This window comes from Neobacillus terrae (assembly GCF_011393025.1).
Classification (GTDB): Bacteria; Bacillota; Bacilli; order Bacillales; family Cytobacillaceae; genus Neobacillus_A; species Neobacillus_A terrae.
This window is the reverse complement of sequence record NZ_JAAOEO010000010.1, coordinates 102617-126599: the sequence shown is the minus strand read 5'-3', so window position 1 is coordinate 126599 and position 23983 is coordinate 102617. Positions and strand designations below refer to the sequence as shown.

The 23983-nt window shown below is 36.4% G+C and carries 24 protein-coding genes, 2 pseudogenes and 1 riboswitch; of the genes and pseudogenes, 16 read left to right on the top strand and 10 right to left on the bottom strand.

Going from position 1 to position 23983, the window contains the following annotated elements:
- Nucleotides 1-62: 62 nt before the first annotated feature.
- From G8761_RS15690 to G8761_RS15665, 6 genes are all read left to right on the top strand, one after another.
- Nucleotides 63-251 (top strand): hypothetical protein, encoded by a 189-nt coding sequence (locus tag G8761_RS15690; RefSeq protein WP_166028297.1) that lies wholly within the window; start codon nucleotides 63-65, stop codon nucleotides 249-251.
- Between the two features lie 342 nt (nucleotides 252-593).
- Nucleotides 594-749, top strand: coding sequence for a DUF4083 family protein (locus tag G8761_RS28105; RefSeq protein ID WP_166028423.1), 156 nt, complete (start codon nucleotides 594-596; stop codon nucleotides 747-749).
- 691 nt (nucleotides 750-1440) lie between these two features.
- Complete coding sequence (locus G8761_RS15680) at nucleotides 1441-1956, top strand: sigma-70 family RNA polymerase sigma factor (RefSeq protein WP_338000973.1); 516 nt, start codon at nucleotides 1441-1443, stop codon at nucleotides 1954-1956.
- On the top strand, nucleotides 1943-2671 hold the full coding sequence (locus G8761_RS15675; RefSeq protein ID WP_166028293.1) for a hypothetical protein: 729 nt from the start codon (nucleotides 1943-1945) through the stop codon (nucleotides 2669-2671). Before G8761_RS15680 ends, G8761_RS15675 begins: the two co-directional genes overlap by 14 nt.
- 447 nt (nucleotides 2672-3118) lie before the next feature.
- On the top strand, nucleotides 3119-3379 hold the full coding sequence (locus tag G8761_RS15670) for a hypothetical protein (RefSeq protein WP_166028291.1): 261 nt from the start codon (nucleotides 3119-3121) through the stop codon (nucleotides 3377-3379).
- A 406-nt stretch (nucleotides 3380-3785) separates the two neighbouring features.
- Nucleotides 3786-4559 (top strand): putative protein N(5)-glutamine methyltransferase, encoded by a 774-nt coding sequence (locus G8761_RS15665; protein ID WP_166028289.1) that lies wholly within the window; start codon nucleotides 3786-3788, stop codon nucleotides 4557-4559.
- Between the two features lie 204 nt (nucleotides 4560-4763).
- On the opposite strand, the gene G8761_RS15660 is transcribed toward G8761_RS15665, so the two are convergent.
- Complete coding sequence (locus G8761_RS15660) at nucleotides 4764-5957, bottom strand: MFS transporter (protein WP_166028287.1); 1194 nt, start codon at nucleotides 5955-5957, stop codon at nucleotides 4764-4766.
- 53 nt (nucleotides 5958-6010) lie between these two features.
- Nucleotides 6011-6110: riboswitch (purine riboswitch) on the bottom strand.
- 357 nt (nucleotides 6111-6467) lie between these two features.
- On the opposite strand from G8761_RS15660, the gene G8761_RS15655 reads away from it, so the two are divergent.
- Nucleotides 6468-6908 (top strand): GNAT family N-acetyltransferase, encoded by a 441-nt coding sequence (locus G8761_RS15655; protein ID WP_166028285.1) that lies wholly within the window; start codon nucleotides 6468-6470, stop codon nucleotides 6906-6908.
- A 48-nt stretch (nucleotides 6909-6956) separates the two neighbouring features.
- On the opposite strand, the gene G8761_RS15650 is transcribed toward G8761_RS15655, so the two are convergent.
- Nucleotides 6957-8282, bottom strand: a complete 1326-nt coding sequence (locus tag G8761_RS15650; protein ID WP_166028283.1) for an MFS transporter — start codon at nucleotides 8280-8282, stop codon at nucleotides 6957-6959.
- 390 nt (nucleotides 8283-8672) lie between these two features.
- On the opposite strand from G8761_RS15650, the gene G8761_RS15645 reads away from it, so the two are divergent.
- The 3 genes from G8761_RS15645 to G8761_RS15635 all read left to right on the top strand — a co-directional run bounded on the left by G8761_RS15645 (nucleotide 8673) and on the right by G8761_RS15635 (nucleotide 10670).
- Nucleotides 8673-9173 (top strand): NUDIX domain-containing protein, encoded by a 501-nt coding sequence (locus G8761_RS15645; protein WP_166028281.1) that lies wholly within the window; start codon nucleotides 8673-8675, stop codon nucleotides 9171-9173.
- A gap of 12 nt (nucleotides 9174-9185) precedes the next feature.
- Entirely contained in the window at nucleotides 9186-10001 is an 816-nt protein-coding gene (locus G8761_RS15640; RefSeq protein WP_166028279.1) for an alpha/beta fold hydrolase, read from the top strand.
- Nucleotides 10002-10124: 123 nt separating this feature from the next.
- A complete protein-coding gene (locus G8761_RS15635; RefSeq protein WP_166028277.1) occupies nucleotides 10125-10670 on the top strand; it encodes a glutathione peroxidase in 546 nt (181 codons plus the stop codon).
- Nucleotides 10671-10725: 55 nt separating this feature from the next.
- On the opposite strand, the gene G8761_RS15630 is transcribed toward G8761_RS15635, so the two are convergent.
- The 3 genes from G8761_RS15630 to G8761_RS15620 form a co-directional block, all read right to left on the bottom strand.
- On the bottom strand, nucleotides 10726-11361 hold the full coding sequence (locus G8761_RS15630) for a pentapeptide repeat-containing protein (protein ID WP_166028275.1): 636 nt from the start codon (nucleotides 11359-11361) through the stop codon (nucleotides 10726-10728).
- 301 nt (nucleotides 11362-11662) lie between these two features.
- Nucleotides 11663-11818, bottom strand: coding sequence for a type II toxin-antitoxin system antitoxin (locus tag G8761_RS15625; RefSeq protein WP_166028273.1), 156 nt, complete (start codon nucleotides 11816-11818; stop codon nucleotides 11663-11665).
- Nucleotides 11819-11831: 13 nt separating this feature from the next.
- Nucleotides 11832-12692 carry an SPFH domain-containing protein gene (locus G8761_RS15620; RefSeq protein ID WP_166028270.1) on the bottom strand — a complete coding sequence of 287 codons (861 nt, stop codon included), beginning with the start codon at nucleotides 12690-12692 and terminating at the stop codon, nucleotides 11832-11834.
- 507 nt (nucleotides 12693-13199) lie between these two features.
- Between G8761_RS15620 and G8761_RS15615 the strand changes: the two genes are divergently transcribed.
- Nucleotides 13200-14741 (top strand): GNAT family N-acetyltransferase, encoded by a 1542-nt coding sequence (locus G8761_RS15615; protein ID WP_338000968.1) that lies wholly within the window; start codon nucleotides 13200-13202, stop codon nucleotides 14739-14741.
- A gap of 223 nt (nucleotides 14742-14964) precedes the next feature.
- On the opposite strand, the gene G8761_RS15610 is transcribed toward G8761_RS15615, so the two are convergent.
- A complete protein-coding gene (locus G8761_RS15610; RefSeq protein WP_166028268.1) occupies nucleotides 14965-15123 on the bottom strand; it encodes a hypothetical protein in 159 nt (52 codons plus the stop codon).
- A 459-nt stretch (nucleotides 15124-15582) separates the two neighbouring features.
- Here G8761_RS15610 and G8761_RS15605 point away from each other — a divergent pair, with 459 nt between their 5' ends.
- The 3 genes from G8761_RS15605 (at nucleotide 15583) to G8761_RS15595 (ending at nucleotide 19211) form a co-directional block, all read left to right on the top strand.
- Nucleotides 15583-15990 (top strand): FtsB family cell division protein, encoded by a 408-nt coding sequence (locus G8761_RS15605; RefSeq protein ID WP_166028266.1) that lies wholly within the window; start codon nucleotides 15583-15585, stop codon nucleotides 15988-15990.
- Nucleotides 15991-16221: 231 nt separating this feature from the next.
- Nucleotides 16222-17067, top strand: a complete 846-nt coding sequence (locus G8761_RS15600; RefSeq protein WP_207789233.1) for a DUF4405 domain-containing protein — start codon at nucleotides 16222-16224, stop codon at nucleotides 17065-17067.
- A 374-nt stretch (nucleotides 17068-17441) separates the two neighbouring features.
- A complete protein-coding gene (locus G8761_RS15595) occupies nucleotides 17442-19211 on the top strand; it encodes a S9 family peptidase (RefSeq protein WP_243450047.1) in 1770 nt (589 codons plus the stop codon).
- Between the two features lie 278 nt (nucleotides 19212-19489).
- On the opposite strand, the gene G8761_RS15590 is transcribed toward G8761_RS15595, so the two are convergent.
- On the bottom strand, nucleotides 19490-19678 hold the full coding sequence (locus tag G8761_RS15590) for a hypothetical protein (RefSeq protein ID WP_166028262.1): 189 nt from the start codon (nucleotides 19676-19678) through the stop codon (nucleotides 19490-19492).
- A 238-nt stretch (nucleotides 19679-19916) separates the two neighbouring features.
- Between G8761_RS15590 and G8761_RS15585 the strand changes: the two genes are divergently transcribed.
- Nucleotides 19917-20384 carry an NUDIX domain-containing protein gene (locus G8761_RS15585; RefSeq protein ID WP_166028260.1) on the top strand — a complete coding sequence of 156 codons (468 nt, stop codon included), beginning with the start codon at nucleotides 19917-19919 and terminating at the stop codon, nucleotides 20382-20384.
- Between the two features lie 207 nt (nucleotides 20385-20591).
- On the opposite strand, the pseudogene G8761_RS15580 reads toward G8761_RS15585, so the two are convergent.
- Nucleotides 20592-20906 (bottom strand): annotated as a pseudogene (locus tag G8761_RS15580) (DMT family transporter).
- Nucleotides 20907-21266: 360 nt separating this feature from the next.
- On the opposite strand from G8761_RS15580, the gene G8761_RS15575 reads away from it, so the two are divergent.
- Nucleotides 21267-21848: a DUF4256 domain-containing protein gene (locus G8761_RS15575; RefSeq protein WP_166028258.1), complete on the top strand. Its 582-nt coding sequence runs from the start codon at nucleotides 21267-21269 to the stop codon at nucleotides 21846-21848.
- A gap of 653 nt (nucleotides 21849-22501) precedes the next feature.
- Here G8761_RS15575 and G8761_RS15570 read toward each other — a convergent pair.
- Both G8761_RS15570 and G8761_RS15565 read right to left on the bottom strand, forming a co-directional pair.
- Complete coding sequence (locus G8761_RS15570; RefSeq protein ID WP_166028257.1) at nucleotides 22502-22978, bottom strand: CcdC protein domain-containing protein; 477 nt, start codon at nucleotides 22976-22978, stop codon at nucleotides 22502-22504.
- 242 nt (nucleotides 22979-23220) lie between these two features.
- Nucleotides 23221-23693 (bottom strand): annotated as a pseudogene (locus G8761_RS15565) (DinB family protein).
- Nucleotides 23694-23983 lie beyond the last annotated feature (290 nt).

Here is a 23983-nt window from a genome sequence, read left to right as displayed (position 1 = left end):
ATGAAGAGTTAGAACTATTCAAATTGAAAAAATAGCACAAATTTATCTCTAGAGGTTATAGCATGAAGGTTTATAAACTAAAAAGGCAGTTTAATGGATTTAAAAAAGGAACACAATTTTACCTGATTAGTGAATCTGAATTTATTGGGGTAAAAGAGTTTATATTAAGAACGCAAGACTTAACAAATAGGCTTACGATTAATGAAAGAGAACTTGTTAATAATTTTACTTTCCTTAAAGATATTTTTTAACGAGACAACTCTTATTTTGCTGGGTATTTTTAGATCAAGATGAGGAAAGGAAATCATTTTAAAAATATGATGCAGTAAATACATGTAAGGTTTCGGGAGATATTTTATCTTCTCCAATTTTTTGATGACGGAAAGTAGTATTAATCAATGAAGGGGCAGAACTATTAATATAGCAGATTGAAGAGTAATTTTTAGTATATAAATCGCTAACTATCATACAAATATTTATCTACCTCAAGTATGAGAGGTAGATTTTTTGTGTTTTTAGGTTCTTTCTGTAAAATGGTATAATATATCTAAAAATTTTAAAATAAGGAATAATTTGAATTATGGAGATACTTTATTCCAATTGTATTATTTATTTTTCTTGTAGGTATAGTCCTATTACCGTTTCTATTTTGGTTCCTTATTAGAAAGAAGCCATCAAAAAATAATAATGATATTGAAAAGAAACTGAATAGAATCATAGATATACTTGAACAAGATAAAAAGGAGTAAATTTATATTTTCTGGAGGTATTACATTGACTGCAGGACAGAGGTTATTGATTAAGAATATTATAATGGCATTAAGAGGATTCGTTTTAATTTTTATATCCTATATTCCAAATCAATCTACTAATTATCATAATGGGTTTCTTATAATTGGAGCTTTCTTAATTGGGATGAGTGGAGACAGTCTATTAAAACGAATGGGAAAAAAGAAAAGTAAACTAAAGAGGATTCGATCCAAGAAGGAGGAAGCCTCTTTCTTGTAGAAATATAAGGAATGTTAACAGAATACATATTTTCCACTTATCGGAATTAGATAGCAAGGTAGTAATTAGAAATAAAAAATTTTAGGAGGAGAACTTATGATTTCAAATATATTGGTTCCTTTATTACTACTAGCAATAATGGTTGGCTTCGGATTCCTATTATTCAAACTTCTTAAGGTTTTGAAAAAATAAAGAAATTACTCGTGGTACTTATTCAACAAACGGGTCGTTAATATGCGGGTAGGATTGATGCCTTCTAGTTGAAATTCTTATTAAGTAAAAAGATTCGGTTTGTTTATAAAAATGAATCTTTCCGGTGGCTGCCGTTTTTTACGGCAGCTTTTCTTTTAACTTTTTCGAATGAAAAATGAACCGCCAATTACGGTTAAATCGTCAAATAAATGTAAAGAGAAACGGGGTGGTACATTGGAAGTGATAGGTCAAGACCAGGAAGATTTCTTTGAGAAGATTGTTTTCCAATATGTCAACGACATACGAAAGGTTGTATTTTCCTATGTAAAAAATTTAGAGACTATGGACGACATTGTTCAGGAGGTATTCCTATCAGTCTATAATCATTTGGAAAATTTCAGAGAAGAAAGTGCATTAAAAACGTGGATTTATAGGATTGCAATAAATAAATCAAAAGACTATCTCAAAAGCTGGCATTACCGTAAAGTTCAATTTTCAAATTTATATCAGGATAGACCCAATAGTGATAACGTAGAGCAAACTATAATGACAAATATTCACAATAAGGAACTTGCCTCTGTTGTAATGAGTTTGCCTATTAAGTATAGGGAAGTAATTATTCTTTATTATTATCAGGAAATGGATACAGTTGAAATTAGCGATACCCTAAATTTGAATGTAAATACAGTAAAAACAAGGCTTAATCGTGGAAGAAGCTTAATGAAAAGGAGGTTTAAGGTTAATGGAGAAATTTGATAATGACCTAAAAACCTCACTTGATGAATTTGCCTTTAAGGGAATTGAACTTAACGAGAAGGAGAAGTACCTTTTTATAAATAAAATTAAAAATACCTCACCCCAGAAAACCGTAAAAAGGTTCTCGGTTATTCTTCCAAGCGTTGCGGTAATAGTGGCTGTAGTTTTAGCTTTTATTCTTTCTCGTAACCTTATTATAAATGAAATTAGTGCATCCGATATTATCAGTAGAAAAGCTACTGAAGAATTCGGCCAAAATGTGATTATTCCAGAGGTATCTGAGTATCCCATTACATTTGCAGCTATTACTAAGCTAAAAGGTTTTAAAGGTCCTGTTGATTTAACGGTATATTATTCAGCTAAAAAAGGGGAAATTGATTCATCATATAATTCTAATGAGAAAATTAAGAGATGGGAAGAAGCACAACATTCCAAATTGTTGTATGGGCCTTTCCAAGGTACTAATGAAATCTCTTTACAATATCGCAGAGGCAAGAGTTCAGGAAATAGTGAGATGAAGAACAAAATAACAAATGGATTTGAAGTACAGTATCAACATATGGTAAAGGATTCAGGTGAGTTTTATACAGCTTACTTTAATGATCATAATGGTGGTATCTATTACTTTAATATGAGATTAAATGACCATTTCTCTATAAATCAGGCTGAAGGTTTCCTTGATAATTTTACAAGGGAACTCAAACAAAAAGAGTAAATAGAATAGTCTGGAGGAAAAGTTTATAAAAGTAAAGTTTGTTATATTCAGTTTGGCTACTTTAATTATAGAATCAGTATTAACCTATTACATTGCATCTGAGAATGGATGTTGACTTTTATTATTGGATTAGTGTGCTTTTTAATTGGAGGGATTATATTTGGATATTTTATTTGGGAAAGAAGCGAATATTACTATCACAATAAATACGTGAATAAATTATTTTTTTCTTATTCTGCTTACAGGACATATAAGAGGTTGTTGCAAATAAACTCTTATGGAGTATAATTCAACAATAATAGGAACATAGATTTTTTAAAATTGTTTATTACCTACTGAAAGAGTGAGAACCTATGGGCAAAATGACATTTGATATTACTTGTGAAATGAATGTTTTACCTGAATATGTGAATCAATCAGGGTATCCTAAGAATTTAGAACAATCAATTGAATGAATTTGGTGGGATTTTGGATTTCACTAATGAAGTAAACAAAGGTAACAAATTAAATACATTTTGTAAGATTAATGTTTCGCCAGAATTAGTAAAAGCATTTGAAAAAGGGGATAAATGGGAGTTCACTCGTATGATGGAAAAAGACCTACGATTGACTTTACTTGGCTTTGGTGAGGTTTTGGATTTTAAAAATGACGTAGTTTATGAGCCAGATAAAAATACTTTTAAAAACGGCTTTTCTATAACCCGTTAACTTAAAATGAATGAAAAGAGGAATCCGCTTTTAAGGGCGAATTCCTCTTGTTTTTTGGATTAAGAGTTGTATCTGTCCAGTTCTCCGATTATGTCTGTTCGAATTGCTAAATTTATAAAGCAAACAGGGGCATTGATCCAAGAAGGATTTATGCCTTTTTTTGCTGAACTAAAGGGACAGCTTAATTTAATAATAAGAGTAGGAATTATTTGAAATTATTATGTCCAGGCTCGGAAAGCGATCGTTCTAATAAAGAATGATTGCTGTTTTTTCATTGTGCTATAGGGTAGTTAAGTTCAAGAAGGATATTTCTTTCAGTACTAGAATAAAGATGTTAAAAAACTAAATCATTCCTAAAGTGGTGAGAGAAATAGGACAGAAGATTACCTTCTCTGTAAATAATAAAATGGAAAAAAGTATAATTGACAGACTCCGAAACGTTGGTTGTATTTTTGCAGAAGAAGAAGCACAGTTACTAATCTCAGAGGCTGGCAGATTAGAAGATCTACTGGAAATGGTAGAAAAACGAGCAAGTGGCTTACCACTTGAATACGTACTTGGATTTACAAAGTTTTGTGGGAAGCGCATAGAAGTTAAACAGGGCGTTTTTGTACCACGTCAACGTACGGAGTTTCTGGTAAAGCAGGCGGAAGCATTGACCCACAATAATGAAATTGTGGTTGATTTATGTTGCGGGTCTGGAGCTGTGGGTGCTGTAATAGCAACAAACTTTAATAATATTTTATTACATTCCGTTGACATTGACCCTATAGCTGTACAATGTGCTTCCTGTAACATTATTAACATTGGTGGCCACGTTTATAAGGGTGACCTGTATGATGCATTGCCCTATTTGTTGAGAGGCCGTGTGAACATTATAGTTGCCAACGCACCTTACGTTCCTACTGATGCAATAAAGTTACTTCCTCAGGAGGCACGTTTATATGAACCGAAACTGGCACTTGACGGAGGAAAGGACGGACTCGACCTTCAGCGCAAGGTTGTCGAACAGGCAATTCACTGGCTTGCTCCCGGAGGGCATCTATTGGTAGAGACGAGCGAAATGCAGGCGGCTCAAACCTTAGCAATCTTTGAAAATGCTGGACTAGCTACCAAAATTGCCAGAGATCATGAACTGGACGCAACAGTAATTATTGGAACAATTTCTTGCAAAGAGTAAATACAAAATCAGTTACTTCAACTAAGTTGTCGTTACTACCTTTTTTCTAATGCCATCAAGGTTTCACTCAAGAATATATAATCTCCCAATAATAAATAACTAGCAACATATACGTTGAGGCAAGAGATCGGGAATATCAAAAAACACTAGGATTAACTCCCAGTGTTTTAATGTTGCTAATACATTCCAAAGAAGTAAGCTGCATTATGAAATTGTCTTTTGGGATGACGAAACCATAAGCCTATTTTCTCTTTTTATCGTTTTTCTTGTTAAAGAGATGATCGCAAAAAGGAGAGAAATCATGACAATGGCTCCTCCAAACCAGGCTGTTTTGGAAACTGTACCGGTTTGAGTTAAAACGATGCCGCCAAAGGCAGAACCTAGTGAAATGCCGATTTGTAAGGCTGAATTATTAAAGCTTTGCTGAATGTCAGATGTAGCAGGGTCTGTTTCTATCAAGTAACTTTGTTGCGGAGGAGCGAGGCTCCAGCTTAATGCCGCCCAAATCATCATGATCGGTACGAATAAAATAAGTGAAAAAGTCGTTAATGGTAATAAAAATAGCACAGCGGCAAATGCACTGATTACCACGATGATGCTTTTATGAGACCCAATCGAATCCGAAAGAATTCCTCCGAAAGCTCCACCACATACTGCTGCAATACCAAATAATAAATAACAAATACTGATCCAATTAGAATTCAGATGAAGTTCCTTTTCTAAAAATGGAGTGAAATACGCATAAAGAGTATAATGTCCAGCAAGCATAAACATGGTTGCAAGATGGGCACTCCCTATTTTTAGACTGCCCACTGCTCGTAATTGTTGGGAAAGCGGAATCGAGTTTTCCCCAGGAATTCTTTCCAAATAGATTGAAATAAGTACAATGGAGCCTATGGATAAAATAGCGATACCTAGGAAAATGACACGCCAGCCGAATGTATTAGAAATTAGAATTCCCAGCGGAACGCCCAACACAAGTGATGAACTTATGCCCATATAGATGAGTCCCAAAGCCTTTGCTCGGTGTGCTGGAGACACAATTTTTGCAGATAGGGTTAAGGACAGTACAACGATAAGTGCTGTACTCATTGCAGTCAAAATCCTAGCGATCATCATGAAGGTAAAACTTGGACTGAAATAGGTCATAACATTTCCGATGAAGAAAGCAATCAAGGAAGCAAGATATAACTTTTTTCGCTCTATTTTGCTGGTTAAAACAAGTAAAACAGGACCGGCAACAGCATAAATAAGCGCGAAAACTGTGATTAGCTGTCCAGCCGTGCTTAATGATATATTAAAGTCGTTAGCAATTGTGGGCAGTATTCCACCTACGATTAATTCAACCAGCCCCGCGGCGACAGATGATAATGCAAGAATAAATATTTTAAAATTCATAATCTATTTACGTCCTTTCTAATGAAAAAAATAAAAAAACCCTGATTACAAAAAATGATTGGTTCATTTTCTGTAATCAGGATTTTATGGTTCCTGGTAGAGACCCTCAAGCCATATTCTAGAGGTTATACAGTTGATATTTATTTTTTAAGAATGCACTTTGAATATTTTAGTAGTTTTCCTCCTATTTTGCAAGTATCAAATTTTGGTATAACGATAAAATTTTATCCCTGGTAATAACTCGCAATACTGTTCCTTTGCAGCTGAGGTATTGACAAGCCGGCGAATAGAAGGGAGCTTCAATTTCTAAATTACCTTTTTCAATAAGAAAGTGAATGAACCGATACATATGTTTATATATTGGTTAATAGGAATCAATAACTCTTTCAAATCTTTTCAACTTTTACATGCTGCAATGGTTAAATCTGTTATTATTATTCATATCTATAAATGTGAAATAATTAGGGACAAAGAATCAAGTGAAATTTTAGGGGAGGGTTAGAGATAAAGATGAAAATTGTTGAAGGCAATATGAAGTATTTAAATGAGATAGGCTCGCTTTTCAATCAATATCGCATGTTCTACGGACAGGCTAGTGATTTAGAAGGAGCAAAAGAATTTATCCAGGCAAGGATTGAAAATCAAGAGTCGAAAATTTTTATAGCTTACCAGGCGGAAAAGGCAGCTGGATTTGTACAATTATATCCCACCTTCACTTCTGTCGGTATGAAGAGGGCATTTATTTTAAATGATTTATTTGTCCATCCAGACTTCAGAAAAAAGGGAGTAGGGAAAGCACTGATGAAGGAAGCCTTCTGTTTCTGTGAAAAAGAAAAGGCGAGATTTGTTTCGTTGCAAACTGCCCCTGATAATCAAACAGCAAAAGCCTTATACGAAGAAATAGGAATGCAGATAGATAACGAGTATGATAGTTATATAAAATATTTTTGAGTCAAAGAAAAACGCTGCTGGCAAAGTGCCGAACAGCGTTTTTCTGCCTTATAAAGCTTTTTGGTCAGGCGGAGTTTTTTTGTTAAATTCCGCTTCAATTTGAGAGTTCTTAGAGGACTCTCCCATGCGCCAGTAGGCGATAAGGCTAATTAAGATACATAGTGATACATAGAAGAAGAAAAGAGACTCGAGTCCGATGTTTTTAAGCCATAAAGCGATGAATTCGGCTGTTCCTCCAAAGATCGCAACGGTGAGGGAATAAGGGAAACCTACACCAAGAGCCCGAATTTCTGTAGGAAATAGCTCAGCTTTAACTATCGCATTGATGGAGGTGTATCCAGTTACAATGATGAGACCGACCATCATGAGCAGGAATGCGACAAAAGGACTGTTTGTATCTCTCATTAAGAAAAACAGCGGAGCAGTGAGCAATGTACCGAAAATACCAAAGCCCAGTAATAGTTTACGTCGTCCAATTTTATCAGACAGAGCACCGGCAAGCGGCTGAAGAACAACGAAAATCAGTAATGCAATGAAGTTTATCCAGCTGACGGATTGCTTATCAAGGCCAACGGTATTGATCATGTATTTTTGCAAATAGGTAGTATACGTGTAGAATGCAACTGTTCCGCCGAGCGTAAGGCCGACAACTGTCATAACTGCTTTTGGATATTTCATTAAAGCTTTAAACGTACCGGCATTCACACTATTCTTGTTTTTTTCAAATTGCTCTGATTCATCCATCGAACGCCGCAGCCAAAGTACAAGTAATGCACCGAGAGCGCCAATGACGAATGGAATGCGCCAGCCCCATGAAACCATTTGGTCATCATTCAGGATTTGCTGGAGTATGATTTGAACACCGAGTGCAACCAGCTGTCCGCCAACAAGCGTTACATACTGGAAGCTAGAATAATAACCCCGGCGTCCGTTGCTGGCAACTTCTGATAGGTAAGTAGCAGAAGTTCCGTATTCACCGCCAAGCGAAATACCTTGGATTAAGCGTGCAACTACCAGAATGATAGGTGAAAGAACCCCAATACTGCTGTAACCTGGTGTAAACGCAATTACAAGAGACCCTAAAGCCATGATGGCTACCGAAAGAGTGAGTCCCGCTCGGCGTCCATGTCTGTCGGCATAACGTCCCATTATGATACTTCCAATCGGGCGCATTAAAAATCCAATCGCAAAAACTCCTGCGGTGTTAAGTAATTGGAGAGTCGTATTTCCTGCCGGGAAAAACTCGGCCGAAAAGTATACTGCAAAAGCGGAGTACACATACCAGTCATACCATTCAATTAGATTTCCCAGTGACCCCTTGAAGATGTTGCTTGTGATGCGCCGGCTAATAGCGCGTTGATCAGATTGTTTCAAAACCCATCCTCTCCTAAACTTCTGTCATGAAAACCCTTTCTTTAATAGGAAAAAAAAAGACGAAAATTATGTAAAAATTGCAGGCGGAAGCCTTTAGGGTAAATACTTTGTCCGTAGTTTTATCCCTGTGTACGAAAAATCCGCTAATCCAAAATCACTTCACAGCGCCGATAAGTTTATTCCAGCATAATTTCCGCCTTCCTGAATAAGTATACGCCTTTTGTCGAAAAATCTGAAATATTTTGATAGGTTAACAGTTTAATCAGCTTAAGTGATAATTTAATTTTAAAATAAAAAAGGGGGTTACAAAAACATTTAGAATATATTACGTATAATCAATTCCCTGCTTGGCTGCATAGTAAAATTTTACTTTTTGAAAGGGGAGGAAAAATGAAAAACCAGATTTATGTAGCTTGGAACGGTCATCATATAAAACTTACCTGGTGTACGGGATTGATAATTTCCGATACCAGCATGGTCACAAGTGTTCATGGATATTGCTTTAGTGAGAGGAAAGTTCTTTTAGTCAATGTAAAGGGAAGAGGCTTTAGTGTGCCAGGCGGCCATGTGGAAGAAGGAGAAACTCTCGAGGAGGCCTTTCACAGAGAAGCATTTGAAGAAGGTTATGTGAGAGGGCAAATACAGTACATAGGTGCTTTGGAAGTAAGCCACGAAGAAAACCCGCTATTTGATCCAAAGGGAAAATATCCTCTCATAGGATATCAGGCCTTTTACCGGATGGATATTGAAGAGGTTGTGCTATTCCTGCATGAAAATGAAACGAGCTGCAGGATATGGGTGGAACCGGAGCTCGTTCCTTTTGTATTGGAAGATAATGAATTACATCGGTTTATTTTAGAAGAAGCGTTGAGTCTCTTTATAACAAAGTGAGGTTAAGAGAAGATGGCAAAGTGTCTAATTAGAGATTCAGAGATTTATTATCAAGAATTCGGAGAAGGAAAACCGGTGATATGCATTCATGGTTTTGTACCAGATTCAAGAGTAATGATCGGCTGTATGGAACCATTTTTTAAAGACAAAGAGGGGTATAGGAGGATTTATCTAGACCTGCCGGGAATGGGAAAAACAAAGGGATCCGAAAATATAAATAATACAGATGACATGCTGGATGTCGTTATCCAGTTTATTGAAACGATCATTCCGGGAGAATCATTCTTACTTGCGGGGGAATCCTATGGCGGCTATCTAGCACGGGGAGTTATCGCAAAAATGAAAGAAAAAGTCGACGGTGCTGCTTTCATATGCCCGGTGATTATTCCGGAAATTTCAAAGAGGTCCTTGCCTCATCATATGGTAATATATGAAGATAAAGAGTTTATGAAGACCCTAAGCCAAGAAGATCAGGATGGTTTTCGTTCATTAAGTGTTATTCTTGATGAGTATGTCTGTACGAGATATAAAAATGAAGTTTTAAGCGGAAGCCAAATCGCTGATGAAGAATTTTTAGAGAAGATTAAGAAGAATTATGGATTTACATTTGACTTGGATGACTTTTTCGAACGCCCAAGCCTATTTCTTGTAGGAAGGCAGGATGCTGTAACTGGGTATAAAGATGCTTTTAACATAATCGAACGGTATCCTCGGGCTACCTTTGCGGTACTTGATAAGGCATCACATAACTTACAAATTGAGCAGGATACTCTTTTTAACCACTTAATGGGTGAGTGGCTTGACCGCGTTTCGAAGGGTGTAAGGTAACTTTCGCTTTCCGTTATAAAAATAGGTAAGTAAGCACAGCACATCCAAAAGTTACAGTAGGATTATTTGCCTATATAATTAGCTTATTCTTTACAATAAGAGGTTAAGGAAGGCGGAAAAGAAATGTCTATTTTTGATTTTAAAGTAAAGACATCAAGTGGTTTAACAACAAGTTTGGAAAAGTATAAAGGAAAGGTCTTGTTAATTGTAAATACTGCTACGAAGTGTGGTTTTACTCCACAATTAACTGACCTTCAAAAGCTTCAGGAGCACTATGGAGAAAAAGGCCTGCAAATTCTGGCATTTCCTTCTAATCAATTTGCGGAACAGGAGCCTTTACAGGATGGAGAAATTGCAGAATTCTGTGCTTTAAATCATGGAGTTCACTTTCCTATTTTTAAAAAAATCGATGTTCGCGATGACGATGCTCATCCGCTTTTCACCTATTTAACTGGCCAAAAACCATTCGAAGGGTTTAACATGAGCCATCCCGTTTCCAATCTGCTCATGTCAATCCTGAATGAAAGGTATCCTCATTACTTGTTTGGGGACTCTATTAAATGGAATTTTACTAAGTTTCTTGTCGATAGGGAAGGCAACGTTGTGAACCGTTTCGAATCCACCACAGAGCCATTTGAAATGGAGTCTAGTATTCAAGCATTACTATAATGGCCGTAATAAAAAGAAGGTGCCTATCACAGCGCCTTCTTTTTGCTTTTAATTACTAGTCTTTAATGATCAATCCCATTAGAGCAGCAAATTGAATGGCTTGATAGGAAGAAACCTTGCACCCTTTTAAATTTTCCATCGAAACTGTAAGAGTTTCAAAGGCAGAAGAACTAATATCGATTCCCTTAAGAGAGGTCTGATCGAAATTTGCAGCGTCCAGATGGCATAGAGGGAATTCAACTTGTTTGAGCTTACAGTTGTAAAAGTCCGTACTTTTTAAAGAAGCTTCTTGAAAGCTGACTTTTTCAAACTTCGAGTCTGCAAAAGTAGTAAGGTTTAATACACAGTTGTCAAACTGAACATTTCCAAAACGGGACTCAGTAAAATCTACACCGAGTAATTTACAATTTTTAAAAATCACTCTGTGAATCGACGACTTGCTCAAGTTTGCATTGGATAAATCACAATTTTCAAAGATTGCATCTGTCATATCAATATTCTTTAAATCTGAATTAGTAAATCTGCTTCGTTCAACGATCATATTCGATAATCTTGCTCTGTCAACCACTTCATTTTCAAAAACGGAGTCCCTAACTTTACACATATCTAATTCAGGGTCTTCTTCATAAAAAATATCCTGAAAGCTTTTTATTGGTAATTCTCTTGAGATTTTAGGTAAATCAATTTTCATTCAGATGCCTCACTTATAAAACTATTTTTTTAACAAGAGTAATATACCATAAAGGAGAGTGGCATTAGCAAATTATATTTACATTGATGCCTGTAAGAAAATCGACCTTAGTATATAGAGAAAATTGCAGACAAAGTTTGAAACTGTGCAAATGATAAAAAAATTTAATTAGTATAGAAATTGACTTGAATCTAATTTAAATTAACGAAAGAATTATTGTAAAAAATGGCCAGGAGGGAAGGTTGACGGTTCACCAGCCATAAAAGCAAAAAAGGAACCAAAATATTGGCTCCATTTTTGTTTATTCTTTTTTTAGTCTTCCAGCTTTTTTTGCTGCGTCTTTCAATATGACTTCGATTTGGGCATTTACACTTCTTAGTTCGTCTTCTGCCCATTTTTCCAGCACTTCATATAATTTGGGATCAATCCGAAGCGGAAATGCTTTTCTATTACTCATTTAAGGTCCAACCTTAATAAATGCTTCCTGTATTTATGATTGGCTGCGTTCCTTTTTCTGAAACGATGGCGACCATAAGATTATTGACCATTTGGGCTTTTTTCTCTTCATCCAACTCGACAATCTCTTGTTCCGTTAGCTGGTCAATCGCTGCTTTTACCAGGCCTACTGCACCGTCAACAATAACCTTACGGGCTGACAATACAGCTTGAGCCTGTTGTCTTTGAAGCATAGCTGAGGCGATTTCTGAAGAATAGGCAAGATGCATAATACGCGCCTCAATCACATCAACCCCAGCAACATCAAGTCTTCTTTGTAAATCATAAACAAGTACATCTGCTACTTCGTCACTGTTTTGACGAAGCGTTAGGTTATTCTCATGGTTTTCAAAAGTATCATAGGCATACCTGCTCGCAATATGGCGAATCCCGGTTTCACTCTGAATTTGAATGAATTTTTCATAGTTTTCTACATCAAATAAAGCACTTGCTGCATCGCGTACTTTATATACAACTACAGCAGCAATTTCAATTGGATTTCCTTCCAAATCATTTACTTTTAATCTTTCACTGTTAAAGTTTGTTACGCGTAGTGAAACGCTTCGTTTGAAAGTAAACGGAACCGTTGCCCATAAGCCTTGTTCTCTTATGACACCCATATAAGTTCCAAAGAAAGTTAAAACCTTTGCCTCGTTTGGCTGAACAATCGTTAAGCTAGTCGCGATGACGAGGCCGATCAGTACAATCAGGATTCCTGCCACTTTTTCAGGAATAGTTGGTCCGGTTGCAATTAAAACAATTCCAAAAACAACACACAAAATGGCAATAACAAGTGCAGCAAAACCATTCATTTTAAAAATTGATTTCTCCCTCATTTGATCCCCTCCAAAAATTTAAAGTGATATGAAAGTGATATCACACTAATATCATAAACCTAATGGTAAAAGTAGTAAATAGTTATATTATTTTCCAATGCCTCTAGAATGGTTCTCTTCAACAAATCTTAAATTGTACTTTGTTGGGAGGGAGATTATTTAAAAATCCTCAGTTAATCTCAAAATCCTTAATATGACCGAAGGCACCTCGAGGGACTAGGGGCTGAAGTATAGCAGGTTTCCTTACCGCCCGAGGAAAGCAAACCCCTGAAGCAAAAATCAACAGGAATGATAAAATTAAAGTTTTTTCATCAGTACATAAAGGTCAGAAATTATTTTTTGTAAACAAAAACGTCCTTTTTAAAGGTGCAAATTTGAATAAAAATTAGGGGAGGAGTATGCTTAATTTTAAATAGAGAGGGAATTATATAGGAAAAATGACCTTTCTGTATTTACCATTTTTAGGTAAGTGAATAGTCGTACAATTAAAGCAAGGATGTGTGGTTTGTGTCAGAAACAGATATGTCGAAATATGAGAAGAAAATAATTATCCGCAACATACGCGTCGAAGATATCGATGCCATTATAGCATTAGGCAGAGTTTGCTTTCCAAACATGGATCCATGGACGCGAGAGCAATTGATCAGTCACATTCGAACTTTCCCAGAGGGTCAGTTCTGTGTGGAATATGAGGACAAAATTGTAGGTTCCTGTTCAAGCTTAATCGTCAATTTTGACGAATATGATGACCAGCACACCTGGGACGATATAACTGCCAATGGGTATATCACGAATCATGACCCTGATGGATTCAATTTATACGGGATTGAGGTAATGGTGGACCCAGAATACCGGCGCATGAAATTAGGGCATCGTCTTTACGAGGCACGCAAGGATCTTGCGGTTCGATTAAATCTTAAAAGCATCCTCATTGGCGGACGGATTCCAAGATACCACAAATATAAAGATGAAATGACGGCTCGTGAGTATGTCGCAGCTGTTGAGAAGCACAGCATTTATGACCCGGTGCTGTCCTTCCAGCTCCTGCAAGGATTTGCCATTAAACGGCTTAACACAAAATACCTCCCAGATGACAAGGCCTCTGAATCAATGGCGACCTTGATGGAGTGGAATAACGTCGATTACCGTCCCAAGTCTAAGCGGATTTATCGTACAGCGCTGCCGGTTAGAATTTGTGCGGTCCAGTACATGATGAAAAAAATTGAGTCCTTTGAGGATTTCTGCCGCCAGGTTGAGTACTATGTAGACGTTGCTGCGGATTTTGGTTCGGATTTTGCTGTCTTTCCGGAGATATTTACAACCCAATTGATGTCATTTCTCGAAGAAAAACGGCCGGATCGGGCAGTAAGGCGCTTAGCCACCTTTACAGACCAATACATTGAACTATTTACGCAGCTCGCCGTAAGATATAACATCAATATAGTTGGAGGGTCTCATTTCGTAGAAGAAAACGGGGATGTGTATAATGTCGGTTTCCTCTTCCGCAGGGATGGGACCATTGAAAAGCAGTCTAAAATTCATGTGACACCTAACGAGAAAAAGTGGTGGGGAATTACTGAAGGAAATGAAATACTTGTGTTTAACACGGATTCTGGAAAAATAGCCATTCAGCTTTCTTACGATATCGAGTTTCCTGAACTCGCTAGGATTGCCGCAGATAAGGGTGCCAATATCATTTTTGTTCCTTTTAGTGCGGAGGATCGACAAGCGTATCTTCGGGTACGCTACTGTGCACAGGCACGAGCCATTGAAAACCAAGTATATACCTGTATTGCTGGAACCGTTGGCAACTTAACACATGTAGAAAATATGGACATTCAATATGCTCAATCGGGCATTTTCTCACCTTCTGATTTTGAATTCGCACGAGATGGAATTGTCGGTGAATGTGATGCGAATATAGATACAGTCGTTGTCGGGGACGTTGACCTTGAGCAGCTAAGACGTTCAAGGAATTCTGGTTCAATGAGCCAACTGCGCGATAGGCGGCATGATTTGTACAGAGTTGAATGGAAAAACTTAAGTTAATTCCTTTCACCTCTGGGACTATAGAAAAGAGACACCGTCAGAATGGTATCTGGTTCGGTTGATGGGGAGAAAAATGCTGAAAACAATGTAAATAACTACCTAATGTATATTTCTACGGTAAATTCGCAATATTGATGGCAAGTAAAAAAACTCAGTGTTTCTGAGTTTTTTTCTATTTATTTTTCCAAACTAAGTTGAAATAAAACTACCCTTTAGCTGAACTCTATCTCAATCTATTTGGAAGATTTCCTATTGTATCATCAATGTTTTCAAGTCTGATGTCTAACACATCAACCAACCTTTTTATTTCGAAACCAATAAAAAATAATGCAAAAATAATTAAAACGAATAAAATGAGTTTAATCAGTTCCTTCTTATCCATTTTAACCCCCAATAATAATTATTTTTCCCCCTGGTTTGCTTCTTCTTCTATCCTAATATCCTTTAACTTAGGAACAACATTTTACAATCTATAAATTTATTATAACATATAAATTCCATTTTTCCCCAAAAGTCAAGTTCGCTTCGTATCAATTCTACCCTCTATCAAACATTGTTTATCCATTTGGATATCCAATTCGCAATCCTTTTACAAACGTTTTAATTACAACACATACTTTTAAGCGTTCTTTCGAGGGTGATGTCTCTTTTTATGCAGAAGCTTTTTTCAAAAAAATAGTTTCCTGCCCGACAGCAGGCATCCAAACAGATTGGAGCAGACCAATGAAAGTAAATTTTATTTTTTCTAGCTTTTTATCAAATTAATGATTCAGGTGTCTGCAGAAAGGGTATCTATCGATAGCAAAAGAGTTTCTAATCAAACATTAAAAAGGAGAACACCATGCTATCAGAAAGGACTAGACTTACCTATCAAAGACAATTCAACAATCAAGCAGTACATCCCTCGTTAATAAAAGAGACTCCGATGAAAGGAAACCCTATTAGAAAACGCCTGCTTCGCAGAAGATTGACTTTATTTGGCTTGATAGCAGTCATCACATTTAGTTGGATGCTGTATCAAGAATTTTCTGTAAAATCCATTCTAGCGAAAAAAAAGGCAGAGAGGGACAGGCTGGAACATAGGTTAGAATCTATGAAAAAAAATGGGAGTGGCCTCCGTCTTGAAATTACCCGATTAAAAAACCCCAATTACATAGCTCAAATTGCAAGAAGGGACTATTTTTTGTCCAAAAAAGGCGAAATTCTATTTCATCTTGATACCAAAAAGAAGACGGAAATTCCAGAATAAAAAAAGAACAGAACCAAACGAGTAAGGACAAAAAGGGCAGCTGATTAGCTGCCCTTTTAACATCCATATTGAAATTATTAATTAGTTTTAAGAGTCAGTTTTAAGAGTCTTTAAAGAACTTCACGCCATTTAAACAAGGGACAAACATATTTTTAAAAGTTAAGGTTATCTTAAGATTCCTCCAATAAACTGGGAAACAGTTAAGGTTAATATTTAATTGGGGGAATTAATTTGAAAAAGAATTATACTAAAATCATACTTGATATGATGATGGCCATTACATTTGTTTTACTAATGGAACCAAGGGTATTAAACGGTCTGCCGTTTCATGAAATTGCTGGTCTAGTAATAGGAGTCGCTATTCTCACACACATAGGATTAAACTTCCGCTGGGTAATCAATACAGCCAAAAAGATCTTTGATCCTAACCTTCCTAAAAAAACCCGCTTTAATTTTTCGTTAAATTTACTGCTATTAGCTTCAATGGCTACGGTCATTATAACGGGAATTTTAATTTCAAGGGTTGTTTTACCAAGTCTCGCCATCCAAGGCGGCCACGCAATTCGTGGTATCCATGGTTTCTCCGCAGATGCCACACTCGGGTTTGTTGGTCTTCATATCAGTGTACATTGGAAATGGATTATGAGTATTTGCAAAAAAGCATTTAAAACGAAGGAAGGAAAGCTTAGGAAGGGTGTTATTGCCTCAGTTGTCCTATCACTTGCCATTTTGGCGGTCGGAATTCAATGGTTTGCCTCATCGTCTTCTACTAACATGGCTGATTTTATGCCTAAGCAAACGCAGCAGAGCGGGCAGGCTAATAATATTGCAAGTACAGGAAATACAGGAAATTCATCAAATACACAACAAGGACCGCCTAATGGAGATTTACGTGATGGGAAATTTCATGGAAAAGACGGACATGGCGGGAGCAGTAATCCTTTTCTTGTAGTCATCAACTATTTTGCCATATGGGCGGCAATCATACTCCCTGCTTTTTATCTGGAAAAGCGCCTTTTAAAGAAAAAGCGAAATTCTAAAGAGGTAAAACTTAAAGTAACAGAAAACTTAAACTAAACCGTAATGTTTGCAAGGAGAAACAAACCGGGTACAAGAAAAAACAAAACCAAATGATAAAAAAGAAAGCTGAAAATCCGTGACACTCATTGGGAAAACTGGATGACAAGACCTCACAGCGATGTGGCTTCTAAGTAGTTAGCGGAAACTTAGAGATTATCAGCACTATAGTTTCACAGAACATAAAAAATATCTATTTAGGGGCGATGCTATCAATAAGCACTCGCCCTTTTTAACTTTGTCATAATTCCCCTGCTGTTAAATAAAATGGATGTGAGAGTTTTATCTCGTCTTATTTCATTTGACCATTCAATTGGTCTCATTTTGTAGAGAACCCATGTTATTTCTGACTGAAGGGGGTGGTTACAATTAGATTGGAACCTTATTTACATGTTCGTACTGCAAAAAGTCCAGAATATTGTCCGATTGATAACAAGCTAAGCTTTATTGCGGATTATACAGGTTTACCACAGGTATGGGAGGTTGACCGAGGTGATGAGTGGCCTGCCCAATTATCTTTTACAAAGGAAAAAATTAACCTGGCTAAATATATCAGCGGTACCTCAAACCTCATTATTGGGATGGATGAGGGCGGAAATGAAAAGCAACAATTATATTTACTAAAAGGGGACAGTACGCTAATCGATTTAACAAAATCGCCAGAACATGTTCACCTTTACGGCGGGAGTTCTCCGGACGGCAAGTGGATTGCCTGGTCCAGTAACCGCCAAAATCCGGCGTATTTGGATATCTATATACAAAATCTCGAAACACAGGAAATTCGTCTTGTGTACAAAGGTAATGGGATGTTTTCAGTGGTTAGATGGTCTCCCGACGGAAAATCCCTGTTGATTCAAAAAACAAATACAGCTCTTGATAATAATTTAGGTATGCTTGATCTTTCAACTGGGGTTCTGGATTGGGTGACAGAACATGCAGGTGAGGCAAGTTTTAAAAGTGCCCATTTTAATAAGGATGGCGATCATATTTATTTATTATCAAATAAAGACAGAGAATTTTTTGGGCTTGCTCTTATTAACTTGAATACTAAACAATTCGTTTGGCTGGAACTTGGAGAGTGGGATTTTGAAGGTTTGGAAATGAATAAGGATAAAAACAAGCTGGCTTTTACGGTGAATGAGGGAGGAGTTTCCAAGGGTATAATCTTAGACTTAAAGACAAGTTACCTTTATACCTGGAAAACACCATTAGGTGTCATATCCGATCTAAAATTTTCGCTTGATAGTCAAACATTAGCCTATGTATTTAATGGGCCTGCTTATCCACCGGATATATGGGAACTTGATCTTAAAACTATTCAGGCAGAGAGGCTTACATATGTATCACGTACTCCAGCTCTGAAGGAAAAATTGATTGAGCCGGAAAGAATCACCTTTCCTTCATTCGACAAGCTCCCAGTTCCGGCTTTTTACTATCAGCCAAAAAACACCACAAAAAAACTTCCTGTTGTCCTTTATATTCACGGTGGGCCTGAGAGCCAAAGCCGTGCTATTTATCACCCATTCCTTCAATACTTATTAAACATGGGCTATGCTGTTTGTACTCCGAACTTTCGGGGCAGTACAGGTTATGGGAAAACGTATACCCATCTTGATGATGGGCGGAAAAGAATGGACGCTGTAAAAGATTTAGTGTATTTAGTTGAATGGCTGAAGGTGAATCGGAATATCGATTTCGAAAAAGTTTCGATTGTGGGCGGCAGCTATGGAGGGTTTATGGTTCTTGCTGCCATTTCACATTATCCAAAGTATTGGTCAGCTGCCATTGATATTGTTGGAATCTCGAGCATTCGAACCTTCCTCACAACAACAAGTCCCTGGCGAAAGAAACACAGGGAAGCTGAGTATGGCTCAATAGAAAGAGACGGAGAATTTTTTGATAGAATTGATCCATTGAATAATACTGATAGAATCACCTCGCCACTATTGATTCTTCATGGGGAAAATGACCCGCGCGTTCCCATAAAAGAAGCGGAGCAACTGGTTAATAAATTAAAGAAACGTAATCACCCGGTTGAATTTATTCGCTTCCAAGACGAGGGACATAATTTCGAAAAACTTAATAATAAGATTACATCCTATACAGAAATGGTACTATTTCTCAAAAAGTATATTGGTAAGTGATTGGGTTATGATTTCCTTTCAATTGGAATAATACTGATAACAAAGGGGACTTTCAGATTTGGAAGTCCTATTTCCGTGTCCATAGTTAATAATTTGTAGCATAGCATTAGTATCACTATTAGGTAATAGTTGTTCATTTTCAGTGGTGACGCTGAGATGTTGTAGCGGCAGCATTTATTGGCTTTCTTTAATGAGGATGTCTTTTAAAAAAGAAAGCAAAAAAAGCCTTAGTCTGAAAAACCAAGCCCATTTGGAAGTTTATGGCCTAAAGTTCGTGTTTAACTATTTGGACCATTGTTCTCTGTTTCCTCAACAGGCTCAAAATGAGTTTTAAAAACAGTATGCTTATTTCCTAGTTTATTTATGACAATGTAGGTGGTATCCAATTCTCTATCGAGCTCGTATTCCTCGCCTACATTGAATTCAAATTCATTTCCTTCATTATTCCTGCAAATGACTTTTTTCATGCTGGACCTCCAAAAACATTATTCATTCTCAATATATCGTTCGCCTAAAGGAAGATTTTTATGTTCAGTCTTTTAAATTCTATATTGGAAATGTCCTAAATAAGGAAAAGGATGCTTTACTGTTATAAGGAGTAAAGCTTTTTCTTGTTCAACTGTCCGAGTTATTAAGTGAAAAGAGGATTTTTGATTTTATTAGGGAATATCTTAAAAACATCATTTTTTAGGGGGATAAGTCTAGGTGGATGTAGTATATAAAACCGAAAGAGCAATATTTAATTATCGAGTTGCAGGTATATGGATAGAGGATGGGCATGTTCTACTACACAAGGACGTTAATGAAAGTAATTGGTCTCTTCCAGGAGGAAGAGTTGAAATTGCTGAAGAAGCTCAAGTAAGTATAAAAAGGGAATTCCGTGAAGAATTAGATATAGACATTACCGTAAATGGATTAACGTGGATTGTAGAAAACTTTTTTGAATATGGTGGCAAGGATATTCATGAAATAGGTTTGTATTTTTCAGTTTCTTCCAATAAAACCACATTTGAAATTAACGACACTCCGTTTTATGGAATTGAAGGAGACCGATTGATTTACAAATGGAATCCAATAGAGAAACTTAGTGAAATAGAATTATATCCAGAATTTCTAAGGTCAAATATTAAAAAGTTGCCAATGAACACAGAACATATTGTTCAGAGGAAATAAAGATTTTCTAAGAGATCTTAAATATAAAGTACTTAAGATAAAGAGTGCAAGTCCATCAGATTAAGCTGCCAACCTAGGCGGCTATTTTGTTATTCTTCAAACGAGGAGTATAATTTAATAAGAAAAAGCCTAAATTTCATTGCTTGTTAAGCTTTTTCAATCCAACCCCACTTAAATTTCAAAGCAAAAACATGTTATTATCTATTATTATGAAACAAGTTTTAGTCCTATCGCTGCACCTAAAACCATAATTATAAAGACCAACCTTTTCCAATCTCTTGATTCTCCATATAAAAGCATTCCGAGTATTGCTACACCAGGTGCACCAATTCCTGTCCATATCGCATAAGCTGTACCCATAGGGAGTGTTTCCATTGCATAAGATAGGAATATGAAACTGGCTCCAAAGCCAAGAAGTAATAGAGCAAGTGCTTTCTAATTTCGGTTCTTATAAAGTTTATTTATCAAAGTAACACCAAGCATTTCAAATAGCCCTGCTAAGACTAAAGAAAACCAAGCCATTAGGAATTCGCCTTATTATGGGGCAAAAGATGGATGTACAAAGATGAACCAGAAGTAAGCGACGGGGCAATTCGTTACAGAAAAATCTCATCTATTGTTGCTTTAGTTATCATCACAATCATATTATTAATAATGATTTTCCAATAAAAAGGGTCTTAGTACGGATGTCGATCCAGGAAGATTAAACCTTATTTTCATAGTTCATATTGAACAAACAGGCAGTTTAGGTAAAGATGAAAATCATAATCAGCACTAATATCATGATTCTTCCAACTAGTTTCAGAAAATGATTTATTATAAAACAAATATTTATATATACTTAAACCATTATGATTAAAAACAATAAGGAGGAAACTATCAATGACAAAGAGTAATAAAGACAGCCATAAAAAGGAGTTGTCACTTGAACAACGTGAAGAATTACTGAGAACATTGAAAGCCCGTTTTGAGAAAAACATGAACCGCCATAAAAGCCTTGAATGGACTAAAGTCCAAGCAAAGCTGGAAGCTAATCCTGAAAAACTGTGGTCGCTCAATGAAATGGAAAGAACTGGCGGTGAACCGGATGTTGTGGGTTATGATAAAAAGAATGACGTATACATTTTTTATGATTGTTCAGCGGAAAGTCCTAAAGGTCGCAGAAGTGTTTGTTACGACCTTGAAGCGCTTGAGTCAAGGAAAAATCATAAACCAGAAAATAACGCTATTGATATGGCAACTGCCATGGGCATTGAACTATTAACGAAAGAACAATATCGATCGTTGCAGAAGCTTGAAAATTTCGATATGAAAACGTCGAGTTGGGTGCAAACACCCTCTGATATTAGAGAACTCGGCGGTGCCCTTTTTTGCGATCGTCGATTTGGACACGTTTTCGTGTATCACAACGGTGCTGACTCTTACTATGCTGCCAGAGGGTTCCGTGGTTCGTTAAGGGTCTAAATTTTCACAGACAGGAATTTAAGTTTGAGAACGGAACACCTGGGGAAGGTTTTGATTTCATTCTTCACCTATCGGGCGCTTTGCTTCGACAAAGGAGCAAGGCTTTTTTCTTATTCAAGTAAAGAGCAGGTTAAATGAAGAAAACAATCTAAAGTTGAATAGTTAATGGTATAATTTGGTTAGAGATGAGGGTAATGCAGATTCTAACTTTTTATTTGTTTATCTTTTTATCTGGTATAATCATTTGCCTTTACGGTAAATTGCCAAAAGGTTTAACAACATTCACACTTATATTCTTGTTGTTGAGGGGGAGCTGTTTTACTATTGTCCGTTTGAACAAACGGGGAAGATTAGTATGAAAATGTTTAATGATCCAATTTAACTAGAATAATATAGTTAGGTAGATAGAATGAGAAATTGGCAATATACATTATTTTTAGTTGTTATCGGAGTTATTTCTTTTTTCACTGGTGAGGTAGTAACATTTGTTATGTTGGGAATTTTCGTGGTAACCCTTTAAAATATTCATACCACATTGAAAGAGACATTATGATTCATTATACATACACTAACCGGTGCGTTTGTTGAAGAACTTTGGGCGCTAACAGCATATAAAAAAGCCCTTCAGACTTTATTCTGAAGGGTTTCTTTTATTATATATTAACTTGACTTTTATACAGTTTTCGGAACTTGAGAAAGGATACAATTCTCCAGGGTGAAATATATCCTAGTGCTATTGTAACAAATAATGCACCTACTGTTTCCGGGCCAAGCCATTTTAAATAATCACGAAACAAAAAACGAATGATAAGTATGACAAGAAAAGCAATGATAAAGCTCATATTTTTAACAGCGTAAATATGTTGGTCTGATCTGAGTTCATAGTTAGTGGTCCAGATAAGTGGTACGGAAAGTAGCAATCCAAATGCAAATGCCATTATCAATTCCCAGCTATGAGCCTGAACCTTTGGATTCAAAATTATAGGGACGCAAGGTATCAGTAAGTATAATATTGGTAGCAGAAGCTTGACTCCATTCCCTTTAATTGGGCGATACATAGCTCTGGTTCTTCGCCATAAAACTAAGGCGGCAATTAAAATGACAATAGGGTAAAAGGAAAACGAATTCATTATACACCTCTTTTATTGGTATATTTTAACTATACATGAATCATATACTTATGGGTAGTAACATTTGTCAGGAACGTAGGGAAACCGCTCTTCTAAGAAAAACGGAGAATTCGTGAGAGTTTACTTTCTTTATGGAGGGAGTTGAATAAGGAGCTCATGAATACTTTCGCAATTTATTGTCTCTAAACAACTAATAAACTATAAAAAGGTGCTTCTGATTGTGAAAGCACCTATCTTATAATTTAATCCCATATTCGGATACGTGGAACCCCTGCAGTTCTTAAATAATTCAATAGCTGACCAGTGTTAACGGATTCGTGGTAGGCAATACGGAGGAGGATATCCCCCAAGTCTCTTATGTATCCTGAATCGGAGCGGTCAATCTTTATACTTGTTAAATCTTCTTCAGATAATGACTTGATTGTGTCTATAAACTTATTTCGGTATGGATCTGCAAATTCCAATTCTGCCCTTACAGTACTGAATGGCAAGTTTTCGAAAGGAGAACTAAACTCGTAAAGACTCCCTCTATATTTTTAAGTGCTAGGTGATAATAATGCTCGCTTTCCAATACGTGCCTAATCATTTCTAGGCAACTAATTGCTTCATCATCAGGCTTCCATTTAAGTTTTTCTTGAGGGATAGATGTCTACACCTTAATGCTTCTTCTTCGAACTTCATTAAAGTTTAAAATAATTAAATCAATTGAATTCAAAAAAACCCTCCTGTGATATAGTCATAGATTAATTATATAGGAATGTATGTTCCGGTCTATATCTTTAAGTATAAATTTTTATATAATTCTTTTCATGATACGAAAACACCGGGGATTGAGCCAAAAGGAATTCAGCACCTTATCGTTTAATGTTCATATTTTACAAACGTGGCAGTTTAGTTTCATAGGATTAATATGGGGAAACAAAGATTTTTAACGATGGCCATAACTAGAACAAAGATAAAGTCCTCTTTCTTTCATAATTTTCAAAAGTAAAACGGAATTTTTGC

What these genes read in the sequence shown, in the direction of transcription:
- G8761_RS15690 (WP_166028297.1), top strand. Translation starts at nt 63, where the DNA reads ATGAAGGTTTATAAACTAAAAAGGCAGTTTAATGGATTTAAAAAAGGA.
- G8761_RS15675 (WP_166028293.1), top strand. Translation starts at nt 1,943, where the DNA reads ATGGAGAAATTTGATAATGACCTAAAAACCTCACTTGATGAATTTGCC.
- G8761_RS15665 (WP_166028289.1), top strand. Translation starts at nt 3,786, where the DNA reads ATGGAAAAAAGTATAATTGACAGACTCCGAAACGTTGGTTGTATTTTT.
- G8761_RS15660 (WP_166028287.1), bottom strand. Translation starts at nt 5,957, where the DNA reads ATGAATTTTAAAATATTTATTCTTGCATTATCATCTGTCGCCGCGGGG.
- G8761_RS15655 (WP_166028285.1), top strand. Translation starts at nt 6,468, where the DNA reads ATGAAAATTGTTGAAGGCAATATGAAGTATTTAAATGAGATAGGCTCG.
- G8761_RS15645 (WP_166028281.1), top strand. Translation starts at nt 8,673, where the DNA reads ATGAAAAACCAGATTTATGTAGCTTGGAACGGTCATCATATAAAACTT.
- G8761_RS15640 (WP_166028279.1), top strand. Translation starts at nt 9,186, where the DNA reads ATGGCAAAGTGTCTAATTAGAGATTCAGAGATTTATTATCAAGAATTC.
- G8761_RS15635 (WP_166028277.1), top strand. Translation starts at nt 10,125, where the DNA reads ATGTCTATTTTTGATTTTAAAGTAAAGACATCAAGTGGTTTAACAACA.
- G8761_RS15630 (WP_166028275.1), bottom strand. Translation starts at nt 11,361, where the DNA reads ATGAAAATTGATTTACCTAAAATCTCAAGAGAATTACCAATAAAAAGC.
- G8761_RS15625 (WP_166028273.1), bottom strand. Translation starts at nt 11,818, where the DNA reads ATGAGTAATAGAAAAGCATTTCCGCTTCGGATTGATCCCAAATTATAT.
- G8761_RS15620 (WP_166028270.1), bottom strand. Translation starts at nt 12,692, where the DNA reads ATGAGGGAGAAATCAATTTTTAAAATGAATGGTTTTGCTGCACTTGTT.
- G8761_RS15610 (WP_166028268.1), bottom strand. Translation starts at nt 15,123, where the DNA reads ATGGATAAGAAGGAACTGATTAAACTCATTTTATTCGTTTTAATTATT.
- G8761_RS15605 (WP_166028266.1), top strand. Translation starts at nt 15,583, where the DNA reads ATGCTATCAGAAAGGACTAGACTTACCTATCAAAGACAATTCAACAAT.
- G8761_RS15590 (WP_166028262.1), bottom strand. Translation starts at nt 19,678, where the DNA reads ATGAAAAAAGTCATTTGCAGGAATAATGAAGGAAATGAATTTGAATTC.
- G8761_RS15575 (WP_166028258.1), top strand. Translation starts at nt 21,267, where the DNA reads ATGACAAAGAGTAATAAAGACAGCCATAAAAAGGAGTTGTCACTTGAA.
- G8761_RS15570 (WP_166028257.1), bottom strand. Translation starts at nt 22,978, where the DNA reads ATGAATTCGTTTTCCTTTTACCCTATTGTCATTTTAATTGCCGCCTTA.